The organism is Kribbella capetownensis (genome assembly GCF_004331485.1).
In the GTDB taxonomy this organism is placed as follows: Bacteria; Actinomycetota; Actinomycetes; order Propionibacteriales; family Kribbellaceae; genus Kribbella; species Kribbella capetownensis.
In genome coordinates, this window is the sequence record NZ_SJKD01000011.1 from 202,861 (window position 1) to 224,982 (window position 22,122).

Consider the following 22,122-nt stretch of genomic DNA (forward strand, 5'->3'; position numbering starts at 1 on the left):
CGCCACCCTAGAACGGTGCGCCAAAGACTCAAGTGGACTTGAACTGGACGGGGCGTTGACCGGTGTGGTCAAGGGGCGGTCCTGATTCCTGTACACTTGGGTGGTGTCGGTGCGCGCGTCGCGTCACCAGAGCATTTCCCAGGCGCTCCGACCCGTCGGTTTCAGCATCCCGCTGAAGGTTCCCGGCGACGAGGGTGCAACGCGATAGCACCCGCAGGTCGATGCCTATCTCCTGCCAGTTCGTCCAGACCGGCCAGTTTCTCCTGGCCGGCCTTTGCGCGCGGGTACCGGTCGGGTTTCGTCCGTGACGTTGAGAGAGAGATTGCGTGACCCAGCACCACCAGGACCAGCACGAGCCTGCCGCCGGTACCACGGCCGACGGCCGGATCAAGAAGCCGCGGCACAAGAAGTTCCAGACCCAGTCGTACGGCGAGCGGATGGCGGCCGACGCCGCGGCCGCTTCCCCGGCGGCCGGTGAGGTCCGGGACGACACCGCCCGCGGTGAGCGCCGGGGCGGACCCACCCAGTACTCGGACCGCGGTGTGCGCAGCTACGACCGCGCCCCGGTGAAGGGCTACCGCGCCGAGCGCGCGAACCAGCCGCGTCGCGAGGACGACCGCCCGCAGTACCGTCGCGACGACCGCCCGACGTACAAGCGCGATGAGCGTCCCTCGTACCAGCGGGACGAGCGTCCTCGCTTCGAGGGGAACGACCGTCCGTCGTACCAGCGGGACGAGCGTCCGTCGTACAAGCGCGACGAGCGTCCGTCGTTCCAGCGCGACGAGCGTCCGCGTAACGAGCGTCCGTCGTACCAGCGCGACGAGCGTCCGCGTTTCGAGCGGAACGATCGCGGTGAGCGGCCGACGTACCGGCGCGACGACAAGCAGTACAGCAAGCGGGACGAGGTTCCGGAGGACCTCGGGACCGTTGCTCCCGACAACCAGTTCGCCGAGCTCGGGCTCGCGCCGCGGCTGATCCAGCGGCTGGCGCGGGACGGCATCACCACGCCGTTCCCGATCCAGGCCGCGACCATCCCGGACGCGCTGGCCGGCAAGGACGTGCTCGGCCGCGGCCAGACCGGTTCCGGCAAGACTCTCGGCTTCGGTCTGCCGACGCTGATGCGGCTGTCCGGTGGCCGGACCGAGTCGCGGCGGCCGCGCGGGATGATCCTGGTCCCGACGCGTGAGCTCGCGATGCAGGTGCACGACGCGCTCGAGCCGCTCGCGCACGTGATGAACGTGTCGCTGAAGCTGATCGCCGGTGGCCTGCCCTACCCGAAGCAGATCGACGCGCTACGCCGTGGTGTCGACCTGCTGATCGCGACGCCGGGCCGGTTGATCGACCTGTGCGAGCAGGGTGCGGCCGACCTCGGTGCGGTGGAGATCGCCGTACTCGACGAGGCCGACCACATGTGCGACATGGGCTTCATGCCGGCGGTCACCACGCTGCTGGACATGACCCCGGCCAGCGGCCAGCGGCTGCTGTTCTCGGCGACGCTCGACAACGACGTCGACACGATCGTGAAGACGTACCTGAAGGATCCGGTCACGCACTCGACCGAGTCCGGCCAGGCCACGGTCACCACGATGGAGCACCACCTGCTGGTGATCGAGCCGGGGCACAAGCAGTCGCTGACGGCCGAGCTGGCCAGCCGCGACGGCCGGACCATCGTGTTCGTCCGGACCAAGCTGGGTGCCGATCGGGTCGCGACGCAGCTGCGTGACCGTGGCGTGATGGCCGCGGCGCTGCACGGCGGTCTGACCCAGGGCGCCCGGAACCGGACGCTGGACCAGTTCAAGGACGGTTCGGTACCGGTGCTCGTGGCAACCGATGTCGCGGCCCGCGGTATCCACGTCGACGACGTCGGCCTGATCGTCCAGGCGGATCCGGCGGCGGACCACAAGGACTACCTGCACCGGGCCGGCCGGACGGCACGCGCCGGTGGCAAGGGTGCGGTCGTCACGCTGGTGCTGCCGCACCAGCGGCGCGGCATGGTCCGGTTGGCCGAGTCGGCCGGCGTCGACGCCGAGCCGGTGCGCGCGCGTCCGGGCGACCAGCTGGTCACCGAGCTGACCGGCGGTAACAAGCCGTCCGGGTACCCGGTGAAGCTGCCGGCCCCGAAGCCGCAGCGCTTCGGCAAGGGCGGCGGCAAGGGTGGCAAGCGGTTCGGCAGCAGCCGGCCGGGTCGTGGCCACGACAGCCGTGGCGGCAGCGGACCGCGTCGCAGCAACGGACCCCGTCGTACTGACGGCAAGTCGTACCAGCACTGATCCAAGCGAGGCCCTGATTCCCTGTGATACAAGGGGATCAGGGCCTTTGCTATGTCAGGATCGCCCAGAGCCTGGCCAGGATGGCGGCGATCTCGGTGTCGTCCAGCGGGACCAGCTCGAACATCAGCTCATTGGTGTCGACGCGATCGGTCATCACGTAGATCGACGGTGACCCGGCCTCGAGTTCGGTGGCCACGCGTTTGGCGTCCGGCACCCTGAGCAGGGCTCGCGACACCTGCAGGCCGGTCGGATCCGGCACGACCTCGGCCACGACACCGGGAATCTTGCCGGCGGCATCGGTGAACGCGACCACCTTCGCCAGTTCGTCGGCCTCCCACTTCATCCGGTCGAACGCCTGCCACTCCTCGAGTGCGGCCAGGACGCCGATGACGGCCTCCTTGGTCGGCTTCATCCCCCGGCCGATGCCTCGCTCCTGGGCGCGGACGGCCTGGACCAGCGACCAGGTCCCAGCGACCAGCCCGGCCGTGGGCGAGCCGAGGTACTTCTGCCCGCTCACCAGGACCAGGTCCGCGCCGGTCGAGAGCAGGTCCGCGATCCGCGGGAACTGAGCGGCGCCGTCGATGATCGCGGGTACGCCGCGACGATGCGCAGCACGTACTGCGGCGATCAGATCGATCGGCTCGCCTGCGGTCAGCCGGGACGAGACGAGGAACAGACAAGCGACGTCCGGTCCGTCCAGCTCCTCCTCCAGATCCCCAATGGAACAACGGGTTTCGTCTCCTGCGAGGTCCACCTGCGCACCGGCCAGCCGGATGCCCTGCAGGTTGGTGTGGCCGTAGTTGACGACGTGACAGGCCGGCAGGACGACGCGGTGGTGCAGATCCGTTGTGTCAGGCAACGCTGCGATCCGGCGTGGGTCGCCGCCGGTCATCGTGGCCGCGACCGAGAGCGTGATGCCGGCCGCGGTGCAGTGCACGACGGCACCGGCCTGCGCACCGGTGAACTGCGCGATGGCCTCGCTGGCCCGATCGCCGAGCTCGTCCATCACGAAGAATTCAGGAAGTGCCTGTGCGACGGCCGCCGCCACCCCATCGGAACTGCGCGACACCCCGAGCGGGGTGTACGTCCCCTTGGCGTTGATCACCACACTCAACCGATATCGCTCATGGATGCTCATGGTGCCGCTGAGCCTAGTGGTCACGCACAGCAATTGGCGAGACCCCGAGCGCAAGATCTTGACCCGAAACCTACTAGTGAGTCATTCTCAGTTTCACTGAGCAGAGGAGGCTTCTTGTGCCCCGCCCCGCACGCCGAACCCACCTTCGTACGATCACCGCCGCAGTCGCCGTCACCGCCGTGCTGGCTGCCCTACCGTCGCCGAGTCAGGCCAGGCCCGAAGCGGCCGCCGCCACACCCACCGACTATTGCGCCGGGCAATGTCGCGACATCCTTCCACCCGGTCAGAACGGCAACGCCACCTTCACGGATCTCCTTCTTTTCAAGGGATTGGGCGTCCGTCCGGCGCACTTCAGCGATTCGCTGAAGCCGTACCAGGACCTGGTCTGGAACTCGCAGGGCATCACCGACGACGGCCTTGCGCCGTACTACGACGACGCCTCGTTCGGTGTGCAGCCGATCGACGTGGCGAGCACGATCCACCCGCGTGCGGATGTCACGATCGTGCGGGACAAGTCGCGCGGCATCCCACACATCACCGGGACCACCCGCCAGGGCGTGATGTTCGGCTCCGGGTACGCCGGCGCCCAGGACCGGCTGTTCGTGATGGACGTGTTCCGGCATCTCGGCCGCGGCCAGCTGACTCCGTTCGCGGGTGGTGCGGCGGCGAATCGCGCGTTCGAGCAGGAGTTCTGGCGCACTGCGCCGTACACGGAAGCAGATCTGCAACGGCAGTACGACGACGCCGACGAGTTGTACGGCGCAGACGGCGTGAGGATGCAGCAGGACATCCAGGCCTGGGTCGACGGCGTGAACGACTACATCAACACCGTCGGCATCGCCTACCCCGGTGAGTACGTCGCGCTCGGCCTGGATTGGCCGACCCAGCCGTGGAAGGTGACCGACGTGGTCGCCACCGCGGCCGTGGTGGCGGGCATCTTCGGCACCGGCGGCGGCCAGGAAGTCAACTCCGCATTGGCTTTGCTCGAGGCCCAGGCGAAGTACGGCGTTGCCGAAGGCACCAAGGTCTGGGAGTCGTTCCGGTCGCAGAACGACCCGGAGGCCAGTACGACGGTGCACAACGGGACGACCTTCCCGTACGGCGAGACAGGTCCGAACCCGGCCGGTCGTGCCATGCCGGACCGCGGTTCGGTCACCCCCGAGCCCGAGGTGATCAATCAGACCGTCGCTTCGGGGAAGGCGGCGAAACCGGCACCCGCGGGTTCGGAGGCACTGCGCGGAATCTTCGACGGTGGATTGTTCCCAGAAGGCTTTGGCAAGAAGGGGATGTCGAACGCCCTTCTCGTCTCCGGCGCGCACACCGAGAGCGGCAATCCGGTCGCGGTCTACGGTCCACAGACCGGGTACTTCGCTCCGCAGTTGCTCATGCGTCAGGAGCTGCAGGGACCGGGAGTCAGCTCACGCGGCATCGCGTTCGCCGGCTTGAACTTCTACACCCTGATCGGCCGCGGACCGGACTACTCGTGGAGCGCTACGTCCGCCGGACAGGACATCACCGACACGTTCGCCGTACCGCTGTGTGAGCCGGGTGGCGGAACGCCGACGAAGGACTCGCAGTACTACGAGTTCCGCGGTCAGTGCCAACCGATCGAACGGCTCGAGCGGCACAACGAGTGGTACGCCAGCCTCGGTTCGTCCGAACCGGCCGGGTCGTACACGCTGGTTGCCCTCCGCACCAAGTTCGGCATCGTCACGCACCGCGGCACGGTCGGCGGACGGCCGGTCGTGTTCACCAAGAACCGGTCGACGTACGGCAACGAGGCCGGCTCCGCGCTCGGGTTCATGCAGCTCAACGACCCGGACCGGATCCATTCGGCGGCCGACTTCCAGAGTGCCGCCAGCAACATCGGCTACACGTTCAACTGGTTCTACACCGACAAGTCGTCGATCGCGTACTTCAACTCCGGTGACAACCCGGTCCGCGCGGCCGGCGGCGACCCGAACCTGCCGACCTGGAGCTCGTACGAGTGGCAGGGCTGGAATCCGGCCACCAACCGCGCGACCTACACCCCGGCCACGCAGCACCCGCAGGTGGTCAACCAGGACTACCTGACCAGCTGGAACAACAAGCAGGCACCCGGGTTCTCCGCGTCGGATGGGCAGTTCGGGTACAACTCCGTCTACCGGAGCCAGCCGCTCGACGACCGGATCAAGGCCGTCATCGACAACGGGCAGAGGTTCACCCGCGGCAAGTTGGTCGAGGCGATGGAGGACGCCGCCACCGTCGACCTCCGTGGTGACCAGGTGCTGCCCTACCTGATCCGGGTCCTGAAGAGCGCGCCGATCACCGATCCGGCGGTGGCCGACGCGGTCGCCAAGCTCACGGCGTGGGAGGCGGCCGGCAGTCACCGCAAGACGCCCAACGCCTCGTCGAAGACCTACGACCACGCCGACGCGATCCGGATCCTGGACGCGTGGTGGCCACTGCTGGTCCCGGCGGAGTTCAAGGACCTCGGCCCCGACTTGTACGGCGCTCTGGTCGCGAACCTGAAGATCGACGAGCGTCCGAGTGCGCAGGGATCCGCGTTCCAGAGCGGATGGTGGGGCTTCGTGCAGCGCGATCTGCGCAAGGTGCTCGGCGATCCCGTCCAGGCGCCGCAACCGGTCACGTTCTGCGGCAGTGGATCGCTGCCGGCTTGTCGGCAGGCGCTGACTGACTCTTTGCTGGCAGCAACGAAGGTCCCGGCTGCGACGACGTACCCGGCTACTGCGGACTGTGCGGCGGGAGATCAGTTCTGTGCCGATCAGATCGCGCACAACCCGATGGGCGGCATCACCCAGGACCGCATTGCCTGGGTGAACAGGCCGACGTACCAGCAGGTGGTCGAGTTCCCGGCGCGACGCGGTGACGACGTCGGCAACCTGGCTGTGGGGAAGACGGCAACCGCCAGCAGTCACGAGACCGGGTTGTTCAACTCGCCGCCGGCGCAGGCGGTCGACGGGAAGCTGACCACGCGCTGGGCGAGCAACTGGTCCGATCCGCAGTGGCTGAAGGTTGACCTCGGCAACGAGCAGCCGGTCGGCCGGGTGGTGCTGCGGTGGGAGACGGCGTACGGGAAGGCGTACCGGATCGAGGCGTCGCGGGACGGGACGACCTGGCAGCAGGTGTACGCGACATCGACCGGTGACGGCGGGGAGGATGTGGTCCGGTTCGGCGCGGTTCCCGCACGGTATGTGCGGGTGACCGGGACGCAGCGGGCGACGTCGTACGGGTACTCGCTCTACGAGCTCCAAGTCTTCCGCCAATGACGACCGTGCGCCTGTCAGGATGAGGGCATGAACCAGAACTTTCCTCCGAACCAGCCATACCCGCCGCAGCAGGGCTACCAGCAGGGCCCGCCGCCCGGCTACGCCCCGCCGCAGCAGCAGGGATATCAGCAGGGTCCGCCGCCGCAGGGGTACGGGCAGCAGCCCGGGTACGGACAGGCTCCTGGCAACTACCAGCCGACGCAGCAGAACGCGCCGCACGTCGCGCCGCAGGGGTCGCCGTACCCGGTGCTTGTCTCGACGATGAACGACCTGCCCGGGTACACCGCGGACAAGGTGTTCGGCGAGGTCTTCGGGCTGACCGTGCGCAGCCGCGACTTCGGGTCGAACTTCGCGGCCGGCTTCCGGTCGCTCGGTGGCGGCGAGGTGCCGGAGTACACCCAGATGCTGGCCGAGTCGCGGCACGTCGCGGTGATGCGGATGTGCCAGATGGCCCAGCAGATGGGCGCCAACGCGATCCTCGCGATGCGGTTCGACTGCAACGAGATCGCGAACACGATGAGCGAGGTCGCCGCCTACGGTACGGCGGTCATCGTGCGGCAGGACGAGCCGCCGCGGCCGCAGGACACCACACCCGATGAGGATGATGCGAGTGACGGCTGATCTGTCTTTCGGACCCGGCTTCCGCTGGGGGGTCTCGACATCGGCGTACCAGATCGAGGGAGCCGTGGCCGAGGGCGGCCGCGGCCCCTCCACCTGGGACACCTTCTGCGCGGAGCCGGGCCGGATCCTGAACGGCGACACCGGCGAGGTCGCCTGCGACCACTACCACCGGTACGCCGAGGACGTCGCGCTGATGCGGGAACTCGGGGTGGACACGTATCGGTTCTCGTTCTCCTGGTCGCGGATCCAGCCATCGGGGACCGGGCCGGCCGTGGCCTCCGGCATGGACTTCTACGACCGGCTGATCGACACGCTGCTGGGAGCGGGGATCCAGCCGGCGCCGACGCTGTTCCACTGGGACACGCCGCAGCCACTCGAGGATGCGGGCGGGTGGCTGACCCGGGACATCTGTGATCGCTTCGCGGAGTACGCGTTGCTGCTGGCCGAGCGGTTCGCGGATCGGGTACCGATGTGGATCACCATCAACGAGCCGATGGTGCTCACGTTGATGGGCTATTCGCTCGGTGCGCACGCGCCCGGGAAGCAGTTGCTGTTCGACGCGTTGCCGGTCGCGCATCACCAGTTGCTCGCGCATGGTCGCGCAGTACAGGCGTTGCGGGCGGGCGGCGCGTCGTACATCGGGATCGCCGGCAACCATGCTCCGACCTGGACGGCCAGCGACAGCGTCGAGGACAAGGAGGCGGCCGGTCTCTACGACAATCTGATCAACTGGCTGTTCGCCGATCCGGTCCTGCTTGGTTCTTATCCGGCTGGGTTCGAGGCGGCGATGCCTGGGCCGGTTGCGGATGACCTGGCGGTGATCTCGACACCGCTGGATTGGTTCGGGATCAACCACTATTCGCCGATATGCGTCGGGGCGGCGACGGGACAGGCGGACACGGCGGCGACCGACGGGATCCTGCTGCCGCCCGGGTTGCCGTTCGAGCCGCGACAGCTGACCGGGTACCCGACCACCGACTTCGGATGGCCGGTGGTGCCGGCGGCGTTCGGCGAGCTCCTACGGACCTTCAAGGACCGGTACGGCGATCGGCTGCCGCCCCTCTACATCACCGAGAACGGGTGTGCGATCAACGACGAACCGGTCGACGGGGTGGTGTCGGATCAGCGGCGGATCGACTACCTCGACGGGTACCTGCGGGCGTTGAAGGCGGCGATCGACGACGGGATCGACGTCCGCGGGTACTTCCAGTGGTCGCTGCTGGACAACTTCGAGTGGGCCGCCGGGTACTCGCAGCGGTTCGGGTTGGTGCACGTCGACTTCGAGACGCTGGTGCGGACGCCCAAGGCGTCGTACCACTGGTTTCGTGACGTGATCGGCCGCGGATGATTCCCGAGCCCGGGGTCGTACCCGCCGCACTGGCGGAGCCGACCGTGCGGGTCCGGGCCGGGTGGACGTCGGCCGTCGTACTGGCGAACGTAGGAGTGTTCGCCGCGTGGCTCGGGCCGATCCAGGTGCTGCTGGCGCAGCAGTCAGAGGCGGTTGCTCCGGGCAACAAGGAGTTCGTGTTCGGGTTGGTGACGGGGCTCGGGGCCGCGGTGTCGGTGGTGGCCAATCCGGCGTTCGGAGCGATCTCGGATCGGACGATGTCGCGACACGGTCGGCGAGTGCCTTGGGTGCTGGCCGGGGCTGTCGGTGGAGTTGCGGGGTTGATGATCCTGGCGGACTCGCGAGCGGTCGGTTTGATGCTGCTCGGGTGGTGCCTGGTGCAGCTGTTCGGGAACGCGTTGCTCGCGGCAATCACCGCGACGGTGCCGGATCGGGTCCCGGTCGCGCAGCGTGGGGTCGTTGGTGGGTGGGTCGCGATCTCGCAGGTGCTGGGTGCGCTGGTCGGTACTGCGCTGGCGGCCGCGTTCGGTGGGTTCGCGTTGGGGTATGTGGCGTGTGCTGTCTTCCTGTTTCTGTCGGTTGTGCCTTATCTGTTGCGTAGTGGCGATGTGCGGCTGCTGCAGCGTTCGCCGTTGGTGGTGGGGGAGTTCCTGCGGGGGTTCTGGATCAGCCCTCGCCGCTATCCGGACTTCGGGTGGGCGTGGTTGACGCGGTTCCTGTTCAACGTCGGGAACGCGTTGGGCACGTTGTATCTCTTCTACTACCTGCAGGACGAGGTGAGGATCTCGGACGCGGACACCGGCGTACTGATCCTGACCGCGATCTACAGCGTCTGCGTCCTCACCACCGCGATCAGCTTCGGCCGCTGGTCCGACCGGACCGCGCGTCGGAAGATCTTCGTGACCTGGTCCGGCGTGGTGATGGCGGCGGCAGGCGTCGTACTCGCCGTCTGGCCGACCTGGCCCGGCGCGATCCTCGGCGCCGTGGTCCTGGGTGCCGGCTTCGGCGTCTACCTCTCGGTCGACTTCGCGCTCCTCACCGAAGTACTCCCCAACGCCCGCGACCGCGCCAAGGACCTCGGCGTCATCAACATCGCCAACTCCCTGCCCCAAGTCCTGGCCCCCGCCATAGCCGCCCCGATCGTCAGACACCTAGGCGGCTACCCGGTCCTCTACCTCCTGGCCTCCTTCGTCACCGTCCTGGCCGGCGTACTGGTCACCAAGGTCAGGTCGGTCAGGTAGCTCGCTGGCGGGTTGTTTGACCGCTGGCGCCGAAGTACCCCGCCAGCGGCAACATAAGCCGCCATCGACCCCTCAACCCTTGAGGGTTTGGGCCAGGGGGACAGCGGCGGGGCTGGTGGCGGTCACGCGGATGTGGGTGAGGCCGAGCCACTTGGCCAGGAGCCGGAGCTCATCCGCTAGGGGTTGGGTGAAGGCGGGGGCGTTGGGCTCGGAGGTGAGGCTGGGGACGAGGAGCGTGGAGGTGGAGCGGTCGGATTTGAGGTCTACTCGGGCTACCAGGCGATCCCCCAGCAGGAAGGGGAGGACGTAGTAGCCGTGGATGCGTTGCGGTGCGGGGGTGTAGATGCTGATGCGGTAGAAGAAGTCGAACAGGTGGTGGGTGCGGTCTCGGTTCCAGATCAGGGGGTCGAAGGGGGAGAGGAGGGCGCGGGCGTCGACGGGACGGTCGTCGGACTCGTGCCAGCGATAGCTCTGTTGGGTGATTCCTTCGACCTGCACAGGGATCAGTTCGGCGGAGTCGACCAGTTCGCCGATAACCTCGCGGGCGGTTGCTGTGGGCAACGGGTAGTGGCCGGTGCCGGCGCCGCAAAGGTCGCGGGCGGTAGCGATGCCTAGCCCGCGGGCGGCGATCCGAACCAGTTCACGGCGGGCGTCGGCGGGGTCGAGTGCGGGACGGGCGAGGACGTCGGCGGGCAGGACGCGTTCGGTCAGGTCGTACAGGCGCTCGAAGTTCCGCCGTCCCGCGATCGTCACACGGCCGGTGCAGAACAGGTACTCGATCGCGATCTTCGCGTCCTGCCAGTTCCACATCCGGCCGGTGCTCGGATCCGGGTCCGGCTCGGACCGCTTCCGTCGTACGCCGTCCGGACTCGCCTCGCCGGCGGAGATCGGGCCCTGCTCGGTCACCCGGGCCAGTACTTCGTCGACGAATCCGGGCCGCTCGGCGGTCAACCGCTGCATCCCGACGACCACGGACCACGGCGCGGTCACGTCCGGATCGAGCTTGGCGTCCCAGACCTGCCGCTCCGCCGCCTGCATCCGATACTTCAGCAACGGGTAGTAGCTCAACGGGAGTAGCGCCGCTTTGTGTCCCCAGAAGTACTCGAACAGTTCCCGCGGCTCACCCCAGCTCATCCGATCGAGCGTCGTCCGTGCGTAGTCCCCAGCGCGCGCGAACACCGGCAGATAGTGCGACCGGCACAACACATTCACCGAGTCCACCTGCAACACCCCGGCCCGCCCAACCGCCTTCCGCACCCGCCGTACGTCCCCCCGCCCGGCCGCCGGCCGCCCCCCAAACCCCTGAGCCCCCAACGCAATCCGCCGAGCCGCCCCCACCCCCACCGCATCCCCAACAACCCGCGCGCCCATACCCCGAACCTATCCGGCGGCGTGCAGATGAACAGGAAGTACCGGGCGGTTGGTAGTACACCTGAGCGGCGCCTGCGGCGTGTGTACGGCGTCTCACAGGTGCACTACCTGTCCAGCTGCACTCCCCGTCGGTCGTCTACTCGCGGGATTTCTGGTGGTTTGCGAGCCAGAGGATGGCGGTGAGGACGAGGACGGCTATGCCTAGGGGGAGGGAGTATTTGGCGAGGGCGCCGAGGTTGAGGAGGCCGGCGAGGGTGAGGGCGGCGCCGACGATTGCGAGGCGGGTGGTCATGAGGAGGCTCCCATCGTGGAGTAGGTGGTGCTGAGGGTGTGGAAGACGGCTTTGCGCGACCAGGTGTGGTCGGGGTTCAGCCGGATGACGCCGTACGACGCCATGTCCAGGTCGCGGCGCGGTTCGGGGTGGTGCGGGAAGTTGTAACCGGCGAACGTGAACCAGAACGCCGTGTCGACACCCTCCTCGTCGAAGACGGTGACGAGTTCGCGGAAGTACGCCGACTGCTCGTCCTCGTCGCGGACGTAGTCACCGTCCAGGCGCCACGGATTCTGATCGCGGTCGAGGATCATCCAGCCGCGCCCACCGCGGTCCCCGGCGCCGCGGTAGGTGCTGCAGCCGAACTCGGTCACGACGACCGGCAGACCGTACTGCTGAAGACCACGGACCTCCTCGCGAAACGTCGCCGCATTCTGCGCGCTGCGATAGGCATCCACCGCGACGAAGTCGAAGAGCGTCCAGTCGACGTTCTCGTACGGCAGTGACGCATACGTCACCTTGCCGCCGAAGATCGGCCGTACCGTCTCCATGACCTCACCCAGAAACAGATTCAGCTTCGTCGGGACACTGCCGAGCAACCACGGCAGGTCAGGACCGGCATCGGTCAGATTCGCGGTGCGCTCGAAGAGATCGTCACCGGGCAGGAAGCCACGCGAGAAGATGCTCAGCTCGCCACCGGCGATCAGTACGACGTCCGCCCCGGACTGGCGAATCTTCTCGGCCCGCTCCGCGCATTCCGCGAACAACGGCAGCATCTGCTCTGTGGTCAGGTCGCAAGGGAACGGCGACAACCACACCTCGAGCCCAACCGCGGCCGCATGCTCGCCCGCGATCGCCATCCGATCCGGATCGCTGCCGGAGATCCGGACGGCGGTGCAGTGCAACTCGTCCGCGATGACCTCCAGCTCGCGCCGTACCGTCGCCGAGTCGAACGACCGCCTCGTGCACCCACCGGTCAACTGAGCGCCGGTGTCGTAGTTGATTCCCTTACCGCGCATTCGCCTGCTCCATCGCTCGTTGCCGACGGCTCCGATACCACAGCGCCAGGCCGACCAGCACTGCCAGAGCCGCGACGTGCAGCACCGGCGACAGGTTCGCCATCAGGTCGACCGGCAGCGAGTAGATGAGCACCACCCGGACGATCGCGTCGGCCAGCAGCACACCGCCGAACACCGCGGTCAGCTTCATGAAATGCCCGCGGAACGCCGGTTCGGTACGCCACCGCTCGTCCCACTGCGCCAGCACTTCCGCCTTGCCGGTGTTGAGCTTCCGCCCCAGCGTGTAGACCAACGGCTTGCCGAGCAGGCACGAACCGACCAGGAGCAGGCCGGCCCCACCGGACAGCACCGACTCCTTCGCCAGCAGGATCCGGGGATCCCCGGTCAGCAACGACACGACTACCAGCACCGCGAACGTGCCACCCACCAGCGCCGCGACCCCGTCGAGGCGGCGCCGTACGACGGCCACGAACCCGACGCGGATCACCGCCGCCACGCCACCGGCCACCAGCGCCGGGAGTACGTCGTACCCCAGCGCGCGGGCTCCGTAGAACACCGCGGCCGGCAGGCCGAGGTCCCACAGCAACCCGATCAGGACTGCCTTCTTCTGCATCGTCATCTCCATCTCAAATAAGATACTGCCAGTAGCTTAAGCTGGTGAATGTGAGCGGAGAGGTGCCGAATGTCATGGGATACTCTGGGTATCTCTCAGGGGAGGTTGGGTGACAAGCGCAAGACCGACCCGCCGCCGGGGCGCGGCGCTGGACGAGGCGATCCTGCAGGCGACGATCGAGGAGCTGCACGCGGTTGGGTTCCGCAGCCTGACCATGGACGCGGTCGCCGCTCGCGCCGGGACGTCGAAGAACGTCATCTACCGGCGTTGGCCGAGCCGTGGCGCGCTCTGCGTCGCCGCCTATCTGCGGATGTTGCCGACCGACGCCGAGGACACGCCGGACACCGGCTCGGTCCGCTCGGACGCGTTGGCGCTCCTCCAGCGGGCGAACGAGCGGATGTCAACGCCGGTGGGGCAGATGCTGCGGGAGTTGATCGCGGGCATCCAGGCCGAGCCCGAGCCGCTTCGCGACCTCCGCGAGCAGGCCTCGCGCGCGGGCGTCGCCGTCTGGCTGAAGGTCCTGACCCGGGCGGTGAGCCGCGGCGAGGTCGACCCCTCCGCGCTCACCCCCAGAGTCGCCACCGTCGCGGTCGACCTGCTGCGGAACGAGTACTCGCTGAACGGCGCGCGATCGGTTCCCGACGCGGTCCTGGTCGAGATCGTCGACCAGGTGTACCTGCCCCTCATGCGCTCCCACGGCTGACTACGCCGGCACGGGCTCGGCGGCGTACCGGAGGTTGAGGCGCTGGTAGGCGGTGCTGAGGAAGGCCAGCAGTACGACGATCAGCATCAGCAGGCTCGCGACCACGAAGGCCAAGGCCATCCCGCGGGCCTGACCGTCGCCGAGCAGCCAGCCGAAGGAGGAACGGCCCGGGGCCGACTCCATGTAGGGGATCAGCAGGAACTGCGCAGCCGGGCCGATGATGAAGGCCGCGATCGGGGTGGACGCGGTCTCGATGCTCTGCGCGACGCCGAACACCCGGCCCTGCTGCTGGAACGGGACCAGCCGCTGGAGGATCGTCTGCTCGGCCGCCTCAGCGATCGGGATGACGAGCATGAACCCGAACATCCCCAGGACCAGTAGCGACTGCCATTCGCGGACCGCCGTACCCATGCCGATGATCGCGATCGCGACGTTCGCCACCAGCAGGACCCGCAGCGGTTGGCGGCCCAGGCCGAAGCGGGCGACCAGCGCACCACCGGCGATGAAGCCGATGCTGGTGATGCCGAGTACGACGCCCCAGGACTCCACCGAGAACAGGTTCAGGCCGTACGGGTCCATCAGCGCCATGAACACTCCCATGACGAGGTTGTTGAAGCTGCTGAACAGCACCAGCGGGAGCAGGCCCGGTACGCCGCGCAGGGTCTGCCAGGTGGCGCGGAGATCGAACCCCGCTTGGTGGTGTCCCTCGGGCCGCGGCTCGTCGATGTGGATCGAGGCCAGCAGGTCGACCAGAACGACGGCGGTGAAGACGACGGCGATGGCGACCGTTCCTCCCATGCCGAGCAGGCCGACCGAGAGTCCGCTGAGGATGCTGGTCACCAGGTGAGCTACCCCGTTGACTGTGCCGACCAGGCCGTTCGCCTTGTCCCGGCGATCCGCGGGGACCAGGAGCGTGACAGTCGTCGAGAGGGCGATGCTACGGAGTTGGCCGGCGATACTTCCGACGAGAATCAGTCCGGTGAACGCCCAGAACCACGGTCCGTGCCAGTTGCTGGTCCGCTCGCCGGCGACGACGTACACGGCGCCGGCGATTGCGAACGCGACTCCGGTGATGGCACTCGACAGCGCCATCGCGGTCTTCTTGCGGTGGGTGTCGACGACTGCGCCGACGATCGTGCCGGAGATGGCGCCGATCAGCATGGAGACGCCGGAGACGATGGACGCGGCCAGCACCGACTTGGTCTCCAGGTAGACCCAGAACGCCAGCGCGAACGACAGGAAGCTGGTCGTCACGTTCGCCACCAGCGTGTTCGCCAGCAACCGCCGGAATGTCCTGGACTTCGCCGCAGTCCCCGTCGCGCTCATCGGATCGCCCTTCGCCTCGGTGAGTTCGTGCTCTCACCTGTACGTCGAAGTCCCCGACGAGAAATTGACACGCCCCGATCAACAGATCATGACCGACCGCAACACCTCGAAGTCCTCGACCGCGAGCGGGACCAGCCCCCGGCGGAGCTGGTAACCCCAGTTCGGCTGCCGGGTGAGCGTCAACTCACCGCTGACCTCGGCGAGGGCGGCACGCTCGACCACCTCGAAGTCGACCGCCTGCCGCCACGGCCGGACGACGCCGTGAGCTCCCATCGACATCGGCTCGGCCTGGTACGGCTCGGAGTCGGCGACGATGCCGAGGGCGGTGAAGGCCCGGAGCGGCGCCTTCTCGCCGTACCGCTCGGTCGGCGAGTAGATGACGAAGCCGTCTCCGGGCCGCAACCGGTTCAGGTTGTGCCGCTTGCCGTGGTTGAGCTGGATGAAGCCGTGGTCGGTGGCGCGGCGGGTGTGGTCGGCGGAGACGACACCGAGCCAGGCGCGTTCCGGGGTCGCGGTGATCATGGCTCCACCGTGCTACCGAATAGCTGACACGTCTTGTCTTATTTTTCGGGAGCGGAGTTTGGCCAGGAGCGGCCAGGCGAGGAGGGTCAGGATGACGGCGTAGATGACGTAGGAGACAGGGCCGCCGATCAGGCCGGAGGGGTCGCCGTTGGAGAGTTGGAGGGACATCCGGGCCTGGCGTTCGGCGATCGGACCGAGGATGACGCCGATGATCAGCGGCAGGACCGGCAGGCCGAAGCGGCGCATGGTGAAGCCGAGCAGGCCCAGCAACAGCAGGAGCAGCAGGTCGAGTGGTTGCGCGTTCACGGCGTACGCACCCATCGAGGCGAAGAAGATGATCCCGGCGTACAGGTAGGGCCGCGGGATCTGCAGGAGCTTCGCCCAGGCCGGCGCCAGTGGCAGGTTGAGCAGGAGCAGCATCAGGTTGCCGATGAACAGGCTCGCGATCAGCGCCCACACCAGCGACGACTCCCGCTGGAACAACAACGGACCGGGCTGGATCCCGTACGACGTGAAGGCCGCCAGCATCACGGCAGCAGTCGCGTTGGTCGGGAGCCCGAGAGCCAGCATCGGGACCAGCGTCCCGGCGGCCGAGGCGTTGTTGGCCGCCTCCGGCCCAGCCACCCCCTCGATCGCACCGTGCCCGAACTCCTCCGGGTGCTTCGAGAGCTTCTTCTCCGTCGCGTACGACAGGAACGTCGGGATCTCCGCCCCGCCGGCCGGCAGCGCACCGATCGGGAACCCGTACGCCGTCCCGCGCAGCCAAGGCTTCCACGAACGACGCCAGTCGGAGCGCCCCATCCACGGCCGCCCGACCGGAATCACCGTGCCCGGGTTCCGCCACAGGTGCGCGGCCACCCAGAGCGCTTCGCCGACCGCGAAGATGCCGACGGCAACGACGACGACATCGATGCCGTCGGCAAGCTGCGGCAGACCGAAGGTCAGCCGTTCCTGACCGGTCACCTTGTCGATGCCGATCAGTCCGATCACCAGGCCGAGCAGCAACGCCGCGATCCCACGGATCCGGGACGAGCCGAGCACAACGGTGGCACCGGCGAACGCGAGCAGCATGATCGCCAGGTAGTCCGGCGCACCCAGGCTGATCGCGAACTTCACCACCTGCGGTGCGATCAGGACCAGCAGCGCCGTACCGATGGTGCCGGCCACGAACGACCCGATCGCCGCGGTCGCGAGCGCCTGTGCCGCGCGTCCGGCCCGGGCCATCTTGTTGCCTTCGATCGCCGTCACCACCGAGGACGACTCGCCGGGTGTGTTGAGCAGGATGCTCGTGGTCGAACCGCCGTACATGCCGCCGTAGAAGATGCCGGCGAACATGATGAACGCCTGGACCGGCTCGAGGCCGTAGGTGATCGGCAGCAGCAGCGCGACTGTCATCGCCGGACCGATGCCGGGCAGGACGCCGACAGCGGTCCCGACCGTCACTCCCAGCAGGGCGAGCAGCAGGTTCATCGGAGTCAGTACGTCGCCGAACCCGGTCAGCAGATTGTTCAGGTTGTCCATCACAGGATCCCTTGCAGTACGCCGGCCGGCAGGTTCACGCCAAGGCCGATCGCGAACGCGTAGAACGTTGCCAACGACAACCCGGCGGCGATGACCAGGTTGCGGAAGTGGTGCCGGCTACCCAGCGCGAACGCCGAGCCCCAGAACAGCAGCCCGCCACTGATCACCCAGCCCAGCGGCTCGATCAGTACGAGGTTGACCACGAACGCGCCGATCAGCAGCAGCACCGTCCGCCAGTCGATCGGCGAGGTCGGGTCGACGTCCTCGCCCTCCTCGGCCGCACCGGTGCCACCACGCGCGACGTCCACGGCGTACACGGCGGCGACCACCAGAAGCAGTACGCCGAGCACGATCGGGACCGGCTTGGGGCCGATCGGGTCGTTGCTGTTGGCAATGTGCCGGAGCCGGGCCGCGTCGATGATCACCAGAACACCGACAACGGCCAGGAACCCACACACGGCGTACTGCGCCCGATCCCGCCGAGTCTCGACCTGAGCCTCGGCGGTGCTCATCCACGTCCTCGCTTCGCTCCGGGCGCGGATGAGACACGAGATGCGCTGTGCTTGATGATGAGCTCGCTTCGCTCGCTCATGCCGCCAGCCCCAGCTTGGTCAGGATGTCCGCGACCGCCTTGTCCTGGTCGGTCAGGAAGGTGGCGAACGCGTCACCGGTGACGAAGGCGTCGGTCCAGCCGCGCTTGGCCAGTTCGGCCTTCCACTCGGGCGAGTCGTGCATCCTGGTCAGCGCGTCGACCCAGACCTGCTTGTCCTCGGCACTGATCTCCGGCGGTGCCACGATCCCGCGCCAGTTGGTGAAGACCAGGTCGATGCCGGACGACTTCAGCGTCGGCACGTCCTTCAGCGCCTCGATCGGCTGCTCACTCGTCACCGCGAGGACCCGGACCTGGCCGCTCTCCACCTGGTCCAGGAACTCCCCGAATCCGCTGGCGCCGAAGGCGATCTTGTTGCCCAGCAGGGCCGGCAGCAGTTCGCCGCCGCCGTCGTACGAGACGAAGTTGACGTCCTTCGGGTCGATCCCGACGGTCTGCGCGAGCTGCATCGGCAGCAGGTGGTCGGGGCCGCCGGGGGACGAGCCGCCGCCGACCGCGAGCCCCTTCGGGTTCGCCTTCCACGCGGTGACCAGGTCCCCGATCGACTTGTACGGGGAGTCCTTCGGTACGACGATCGCGCCGGCTTCCTCGATCAGCTTGGCCAGCGGGGTGGTCTGGGTCAGCGTCGCCTTCGACTTCGAGGTGTACGTCGCCCCGACCACGCCGAGGCCCATCTGCATCGCGAGCTTGCCGTTGCCCTTCTCGTTCACGGTCCGCTGCAGGCCGACCGTGCCACCGGCGCCGGGCAGGTTGAAGACCTGGACGCCGGTGGCGATCTTGGCGTCGTCCATCACCTTCGCCGCCACCCTGGCGGTGGTGTCGTACCCGCCGCCGGCCGTGTTCGGCACCATCAGGCGCAGACCGGTGGCCGGCTTGCCGTTGCCGGCGTTGGCGGTGTCCTCCTTGTCCGCGGTCGCGCCGCAGGCGGTCGCGGTGAACAGGGCGAGCATCGCTGCCGCGGTCGGTACCAGTAACCGGGGAGACCTCATCGGCGGAGTCCTTTCACGTCCAAGGGTTCAGAGGGCGTCTGAGAACCCTGCGCCTACTGCGGGGCACTCGGCACGGCACCTCGCCGCACGGGTGCAAAGGCCACGATGCTCCGCATCGAGACCTTCGCCCCCGCACGGCGATGCACCGCACCGAGCACCTCCTCGCGACGGCGCAGAGTTCTCAGACGCCCTCTCAGGGCGTTGATCGTGACCTTCCCGCGGGAGTGCCGTCTGCCTTGTGTCAGCAGCGGAGGTTGAGTTCATTGTGGTCACACGCCGAATTCCGCCGAGGTGTGGCAAAGCCGGCGCTCGACCGGTGATCATGCGACATGGCATGGAGACTGGGCAAGCGGCCGACCCTGGCCGGTCAGCTGCTGGTGCTGCAGCTGGCGATCGTGGTGGTGGTGCTGGTCGCCGTCGCCGCGGTCTCGCTCGCCCAGTCCGCGGCCACCTTCAACCGGGTCGAGGGACGCAGAGTGACCGCCCTGGCCGAGCAGCTCTCCGGCAATCAGACCTTGCGGTTCGGCATCCGGCACCCGGCGCCGGCCGAGGTCCTGGCGCCGTTGCTCCAGACCACGCTGACCCAGTCCGGCGTCACCTCGATCACCATCGCCGACGCGAAGGGCCGGGTGATCGCCGCGACCGAGCTCTCCGCGCTCGGCAGCGAGCTGACGCTCGGTGATCCCAGGGTCGCGAAAGGCCGCGGCTGGTCCGGCGAGCTCGGCGTCGACGACGGGACCGAGCTGGTCTCGCAGGTCCCGGTGCTGAGTCAGGGCACGAACGCGGACAACCAGCCGGACGGGACGCTCGGCGACCAGATCGGCACGGTGATGGTCGGTGAGCGGGCTCCGTCGATCTGGCAGCGGCTGCGCGGCGCATCGTCGTACCTGGCGATCTATCTGGGCATCGCGTGTGTGCTCGGGCTGCTCGGCTCGTGGTTGCTCGCTCGCCGGATCAAGCGGCAGACGCTCGGACTCGAGCCGCGGGAGATCGCCGGGCTGGCCGAGCACCGCGAGGCGATGCTCTACGGACTGGCCGAGGGAGTCGTCGCGCTGGATCCGCACCTGCGGGTGACGCTGGTGAACGACGTCGGCCGCCGGCTGCTCGACCTGCCGGAGAACGCGGTCGGTAGGAGCCTGCGTGAGCTAGGGATCGAGGGCCGGCTCCGCGAGGTTCTGGCCGGGGAGCACTCCGGTGACGAGGCTCGCGACGCGGTCGTCGTACGGCGTGGGCGGGTGCTGGTGATGAACCGGATGAGCGTCACCAAGGACGGGCACTCGCTTGGCTCAGTGACTACGCTGCGCGATCGGACCGAGCTGGCGCAACTGGAGCGTGAGCTCGGCTCGTTCCGCAGTTCGGCCGAGTTGCTGCGGGCCCAGACCCACGAGTTCGCGAACCAGTTGCACACGATCTCGGGGCTGATCCAGATCGGGGAGTACGACGAGGTCGTCACGTACGTCGGGGCCCTCAACCGTTATCGTGAGTCGCTCGACCTGACCGTGACCCGGCGGGTCCAGGACACCGCGGTCGCCGCCCTGCTGATGGCGAAGTCCTCCGTCGCGGCCGAACGCCGCGTCGAGCTCCGCGTGTCCGAACGCACCACGCTGCTCCGGCTCGACCCGGAACTGTCGGCGGACGTGGCTACCGTGATCGGCAACCTGGTCGACAACGCGATCGACGCCGCTGCCCAGTCGGGTACGCCGCTGTCGCCCGCGTGGGTCGAGGTCGAGTTGCGGCAGGACGCCGCCAGCGTGGAGATCGTGGTCCGCGACTCCGGTCCCGGGGTGGCGCCCGAGCTCGCACAGGAGGTGTTCGCGCATGGCTTCACCACCAAGGCCGCTGCCGGCGGTGAGCGCGGGATCGGACTGGCGATGACCCGGCTGGTCTGCCGGCGGCGTGGTGGCGAGGTCGCGGTCACGAACACCGAGGACGGCGGCGCCGCGTTCATCGCGAGGATGTCCGTCCAGCGCCTGCCCGAGGGAGCCCGATGATCTCCGTCCTGGTCGTCGACGACGACTTCATGGTCGCCCGCATCCACCGCGGTTTCGTGGACCGCGTGCCCGGTTTCGAGGTCGTCGGTACGGCGAACTCCGGGGAGCAGGCGCTGGAGGCGATCGGGAAACTGCAGCCGGACCTCGTGCTGCTCGACCTGTACCTGCCCGACATCTTCGGCCTCGACCTGATCGGGCGGATGCGGGCCGCGCAGCCGGACTGCGACATCCTGGTCATCACCGCTGCGCGTGAGGCGGACGCCGTACGAGGTGCGGTGCGGCAAGGGGTGGTCAACTACCTGCTGAAACCCTTCGGTTTCGAGGATCTGCGGTCGCGGCTCGAGGAGTACGCGCGACGGCGGGCGAGCGTACCCGACCAGGTGACGAGCCAGGCCGACGTCGACCGGGTGCTCGGACCGGTGCGACCGACGGTCAATCGGCTGCCCAAGGGTCTGAGCCAGGAGACTGCGGCCCTGGTCGCCGCGGCCCTCCGCGCCGCCGCGCAGAACCTGTCGGCCGCCGAGTGTGCCGAGAAGGTCGGCATCTCCCGCGTCAGTGCCCGCCGCTACCTCGAGTTCTTCTGCACCCGCGGCCAGGTCGAGGTCGCCCTCCGTTACGGCACGACCGGCCGTCCCGAACGCCGCTACCACTGGCGCCAGTAGGGTGCGGCGTATGCCGTTGTTCTCATTTGAGGGAAAGAGCCCGAGCGTGCATCCGGACGCGTGGATCGCGCCGACCGCCACCCTGGTGGGCGACGTCGTGGTCGAGGCGGGCGTGTCGATCTGGTACGGCGCGGTGATCCGGGCCGACCTGGGCACGATCACCATCCGGGCCGGGGCGAACATCCAGGACAACACCGTGATCCACTCCGGCAGCAACGGCTGCGAGATCGGGCCGAACGCGACCGTCGGCCATCTGTGCCTGGTGCACGACTGCACGATCGGCGAGCAGGCGCTGGTCGGGAACGGCGCGATCGTCCTGGACGGCGCGGTCGTCGGCGAACGCACGCTGGTCGCGGCCGGGTCGACCGTGACGCCGGGTGCGGTGATCCCGCCGGAATCGGTGGCGCTCGGCAGCCCGGCGAAGAAGATCGTCCCGCTCGACGGCACCGCCAAGCTGTTCGTCGACCACAACGCCGCCGTCTACCACAACCTCGCCGAACGTCACGCCGCGTCGATCGAGCAGGTCGGCTGAGTCTCTCGGGTCCCGGACCGATCCCGCCGGATGCCGGACTGATCCCGTCGTACGCCGGAAAGGAAAGTGAAAGGACCCGGTGCGAGGTTAGGTTTGGCAGCAGAC

At 68.3% G+C, this 22,122-nt stretch carries 19 protein-coding genes; 9 read left to right on the top strand and 10 right to left on the bottom strand.

Going from position 1 to position 22,122, the window contains the following annotated elements:
- The first annotated feature begins 326 nt into the window (after positions 1-326).
- Complete coding sequence (locus E0H75_RS37495) at positions 327-2,270, top strand: DEAD/DEAH box helicase (protein WP_131518460.1); 1,944 nt, start codon at positions 327-329, stop codon at positions 2,268-2,270.
- A gap of 49 nt (positions 2,271-2,319) precedes the next feature.
- Here E0H75_RS37495 and E0H75_RS37500 read toward each other — a convergent pair whose 3' ends face one another.
- The gene (locus tag E0H75_RS37500; protein WP_131518461.1) at positions 2,320-3,408 is read right to left on the bottom strand and encodes an aminotransferase class V-fold PLP-dependent enzyme; all 1,089 of its coding nucleotides are present in this window, start codon (positions 3,406-3,408) and stop codon (positions 2,320-2,322) included.
- A gap of 116 nt (positions 3,409-3,524) precedes the next feature.
- Between E0H75_RS37500 and E0H75_RS37505 the strand changes: the two genes are divergently transcribed.
- From E0H75_RS37505 to E0H75_RS37520, 4 genes are read left to right on the top strand one after another with little or no spacing between them, the layout of a single operon-like run.
- Positions 3,525-6,677, top strand: a complete 3,153-nt coding sequence (locus E0H75_RS37505) for a penicillin acylase family protein (protein ID WP_131518462.1) — start codon at positions 3,525-3,527, stop codon at positions 6,675-6,677.
- Positions 6,678-6,704: 27 nt separating this feature from the next.
- Entirely contained in the window at positions 6,705-7,298 is a 594-nt protein-coding gene (locus E0H75_RS37510) for a YbjQ family protein (RefSeq protein ID WP_131518463.1), read from the top strand.
- On the top strand, positions 7,288-8,646 hold the full coding sequence (locus tag E0H75_RS37515) for a GH1 family beta-glucosidase (protein ID WP_238163509.1): 1,359 nt from the start codon (positions 7,288-7,290) through the stop codon (positions 8,644-8,646). The genes E0H75_RS37510 and E0H75_RS37515 overlap by 11 nt, the downstream gene beginning before the upstream one ends.
- Positions 8,643-9,887: an MFS transporter gene (locus E0H75_RS37520; protein WP_131518464.1), complete on the top strand. Its 1,245-nt coding sequence runs from the start codon at positions 8,643-8,645 to the stop codon at positions 9,885-9,887. The genes E0H75_RS37515 and E0H75_RS37520 overlap by 4 nt, the downstream gene beginning before the upstream one ends.
- A 72-nt stretch (positions 9,888-9,959) precedes the next feature.
- On the opposite strand, the gene E0H75_RS37525 is transcribed toward E0H75_RS37520, so the two are convergent.
- The 4 genes from E0H75_RS37525 to E0H75_RS37535 all read right to left on the bottom strand — a co-directional run bounded on the left by E0H75_RS37525 (position 9,960) and on the right by E0H75_RS37535 (position 13,173).
- Positions 9,960-11,144: a winged helix-turn-helix domain-containing protein gene (locus E0H75_RS37525; RefSeq protein ID WP_238163510.1), complete on the bottom strand. Its 1,185-nt coding sequence runs from the start codon at positions 11,142-11,144 to the stop codon at positions 9,960-9,962.
- Between the two features lie 250 nt (positions 11,145-11,394).
- Positions 11,395-11,550 carry a hypothetical protein gene (locus E0H75_RS43360; protein WP_165554323.1) on the bottom strand — a complete coding sequence of 52 codons (156 nt, stop codon included), beginning with the start codon at positions 11,548-11,550 and terminating at the stop codon, positions 11,395-11,397.
- Complete coding sequence (locus E0H75_RS37530; RefSeq protein ID WP_131518466.1) at positions 11,547-12,548, bottom strand: hypothetical protein; 1,002 nt, start codon at positions 12,546-12,548, stop codon at positions 11,547-11,549. Before E0H75_RS37530 ends, E0H75_RS43360 begins: the two co-directional genes overlap by 4 nt.
- Positions 12,538-13,173 carry a VC0807 family protein gene (locus tag E0H75_RS37535; protein ID WP_131518467.1) on the bottom strand — a complete coding sequence of 212 codons (636 nt, stop codon included), beginning with the start codon at positions 13,171-13,173 and terminating at the stop codon, positions 12,538-12,540. The genes E0H75_RS37530 and E0H75_RS37535 overlap by 11 nt, the downstream gene beginning before the upstream one ends.
- 97 nt (positions 13,174-13,270) lie before the next feature.
- Between E0H75_RS37535 and E0H75_RS37540 the strand changes: the two genes are divergently transcribed.
- A complete protein-coding gene (locus E0H75_RS37540) occupies positions 13,271-13,864 on the top strand; it encodes a TetR/AcrR family transcriptional regulator (RefSeq protein WP_131518468.1) in 594 nt (197 codons plus the stop codon).
- Here the strand turns inward: E0H75_RS37540 and E0H75_RS37545 are convergent, their stop codons facing one another.
- From E0H75_RS37545 to E0H75_RS37565, 5 genes are all read right to left on the bottom strand, one after another.
- Positions 13,865-15,190: an MFS transporter gene (locus E0H75_RS37545; protein ID WP_131518469.1), complete on the bottom strand. Its 1,326-nt coding sequence runs from the start codon at positions 15,188-15,190 to the stop codon at positions 13,865-13,867. It lies immediately after the preceding gene.
- Between the two features lie 78 nt (positions 15,191-15,268).
- The gene (locus E0H75_RS37550) at positions 15,269-15,712 is read right to left on the bottom strand and encodes an EVE domain-containing protein (protein ID WP_131518470.1); all 444 of its coding nucleotides are present in this window, start codon (positions 15,710-15,712) and stop codon (positions 15,269-15,271) included.
- A gap of 12 nt (positions 15,713-15,724) precedes the next feature.
- Complete coding sequence (locus tag E0H75_RS37555; RefSeq protein ID WP_131518471.1) at positions 15,725-17,233, bottom strand: tripartite tricarboxylate transporter permease; 1,509 nt, start codon at positions 17,231-17,233, stop codon at positions 15,725-15,727.
- Positions 17,233-17,745: a tripartite tricarboxylate transporter TctB family protein gene (locus E0H75_RS37560; protein WP_131518472.1), complete on the bottom strand. Its 513-nt coding sequence runs from the start codon at positions 17,743-17,745 to the stop codon at positions 17,233-17,235. Before E0H75_RS37560 ends, E0H75_RS37555 begins: the two co-directional genes overlap by 1 nt.
- 76 nt (positions 17,746-17,821) lie before the next feature.
- Entirely contained in the window at positions 17,822-18,832 is a 1,011-nt protein-coding gene (locus E0H75_RS37565) for a Bug family tripartite tricarboxylate transporter substrate binding protein (RefSeq protein ID WP_131518473.1), read from the bottom strand.
- A 329-nt stretch (positions 18,833-19,161) separates the two neighbouring features.
- On the opposite strand from E0H75_RS37565, the gene E0H75_RS37575 reads away from it, so the two are divergent.
- Genes E0H75_RS37575 through E0H75_RS37585 form a run of 3 tightly spaced genes read left to right on the top strand, consistent with a single transcriptional unit; the run spans position 19,162 to position 22,017 of the window.
- Complete coding sequence (locus E0H75_RS37575) at positions 19,162-20,823, top strand: sensor histidine kinase (RefSeq protein WP_131518474.1); 1,662 nt, start codon at positions 19,162-19,164, stop codon at positions 20,821-20,823.
- Positions 20,820-21,485, top strand: a complete 666-nt coding sequence (locus E0H75_RS37580; protein ID WP_131518475.1) for a response regulator — start codon at positions 20,820-20,822, stop codon at positions 21,483-21,485. Before E0H75_RS37575 ends, E0H75_RS37580 begins: the two co-directional genes overlap by 4 nt.
- Positions 21,486-21,531: 46 nt before the next feature.
- Entirely contained in the window at positions 21,532-22,017 is a 486-nt protein-coding gene (locus E0H75_RS37585; protein WP_238163511.1) for a gamma carbonic anhydrase family protein, read from the top strand.
- Positions 22,018-22,122: the final 105 nt, after the last annotated feature.

Bases quoted from the DNA above. Each gene is read 5' to 3' on its own strand.
- E0H75_RS37530 (WP_131518466.1), bottom strand. From the start codon at position 12,548: ATGCGCGGTAAGGGAATCAACTACGACACCGGCGCTCAGTTGACCGGT.
- E0H75_RS37510 (WP_131518463.1), top strand. From the start codon at position 6,705: ATGAACCAGAACTTTCCTCCGAACCAGCCATACCCGCCGCAGCAGGGC.
- E0H75_RS37565 (WP_131518473.1), bottom strand. From the start codon at position 18,832: ATGAGGTCTCCCCGGTTACTGGTACCGACCGCGGCAGCGATGCTCGCC.
- E0H75_RS37580 (WP_131518475.1), top strand. From the start codon at position 20,820: ATGATCTCCGTCCTGGTCGTCGACGACGACTTCATGGTCGCCCGCATC.
- E0H75_RS37535 (WP_131518467.1), bottom strand. From the start codon at position 13,173: ATGGAGATGACGATGCAGAAGAAGGCAGTCCTGATCGGGTTGCTGTGG.
- E0H75_RS37545 (WP_131518469.1), bottom strand. From the start codon at position 15,190: ATGAGCGCGACGGGGACTGCGGCGAAGTCCAGGACATTCCGGCGGTTG.
- E0H75_RS37500 (WP_131518461.1), bottom strand. From the start codon at position 3,408: ATGAGCATCCATGAGCGATATCGGTTGAGTGTGGTGATCAACGCCAAG.
- E0H75_RS37550 (WP_131518470.1), bottom strand. From the start codon at position 15,712: ATGATCACCGCGACCCCGGAACGCGCCTGGCTCGGTGTCGTCTCCGCC.
- E0H75_RS37555 (WP_131518471.1), bottom strand. From the start codon at position 17,233: ATGGACAACCTGAACAATCTGCTGACCGGGTTCGGCGACGTACTGACT.
- E0H75_RS43360 (WP_165554323.1), bottom strand. From the start codon at position 11,550: ATGACCACCCGCCTCGCAATCGTCGGCGCCGCCCTCACCCTCGCCGGC.
- E0H75_RS37560 (WP_131518472.1), bottom strand. From the start codon at position 17,745: ATGAGCACCGCCGAGGCTCAGGTCGAGACTCGGCGGGATCGGGCGCAG.
- E0H75_RS37575 (WP_131518474.1), top strand. From the start codon at position 19,162: ATGGCATGGAGACTGGGCAAGCGGCCGACCCTGGCCGGTCAGCTGCTG.
- E0H75_RS37520 (WP_131518464.1), top strand. From the start codon at position 8,643: ATGATTCCCGAGCCCGGGGTCGTACCCGCCGCACTGGCGGAGCCGACC.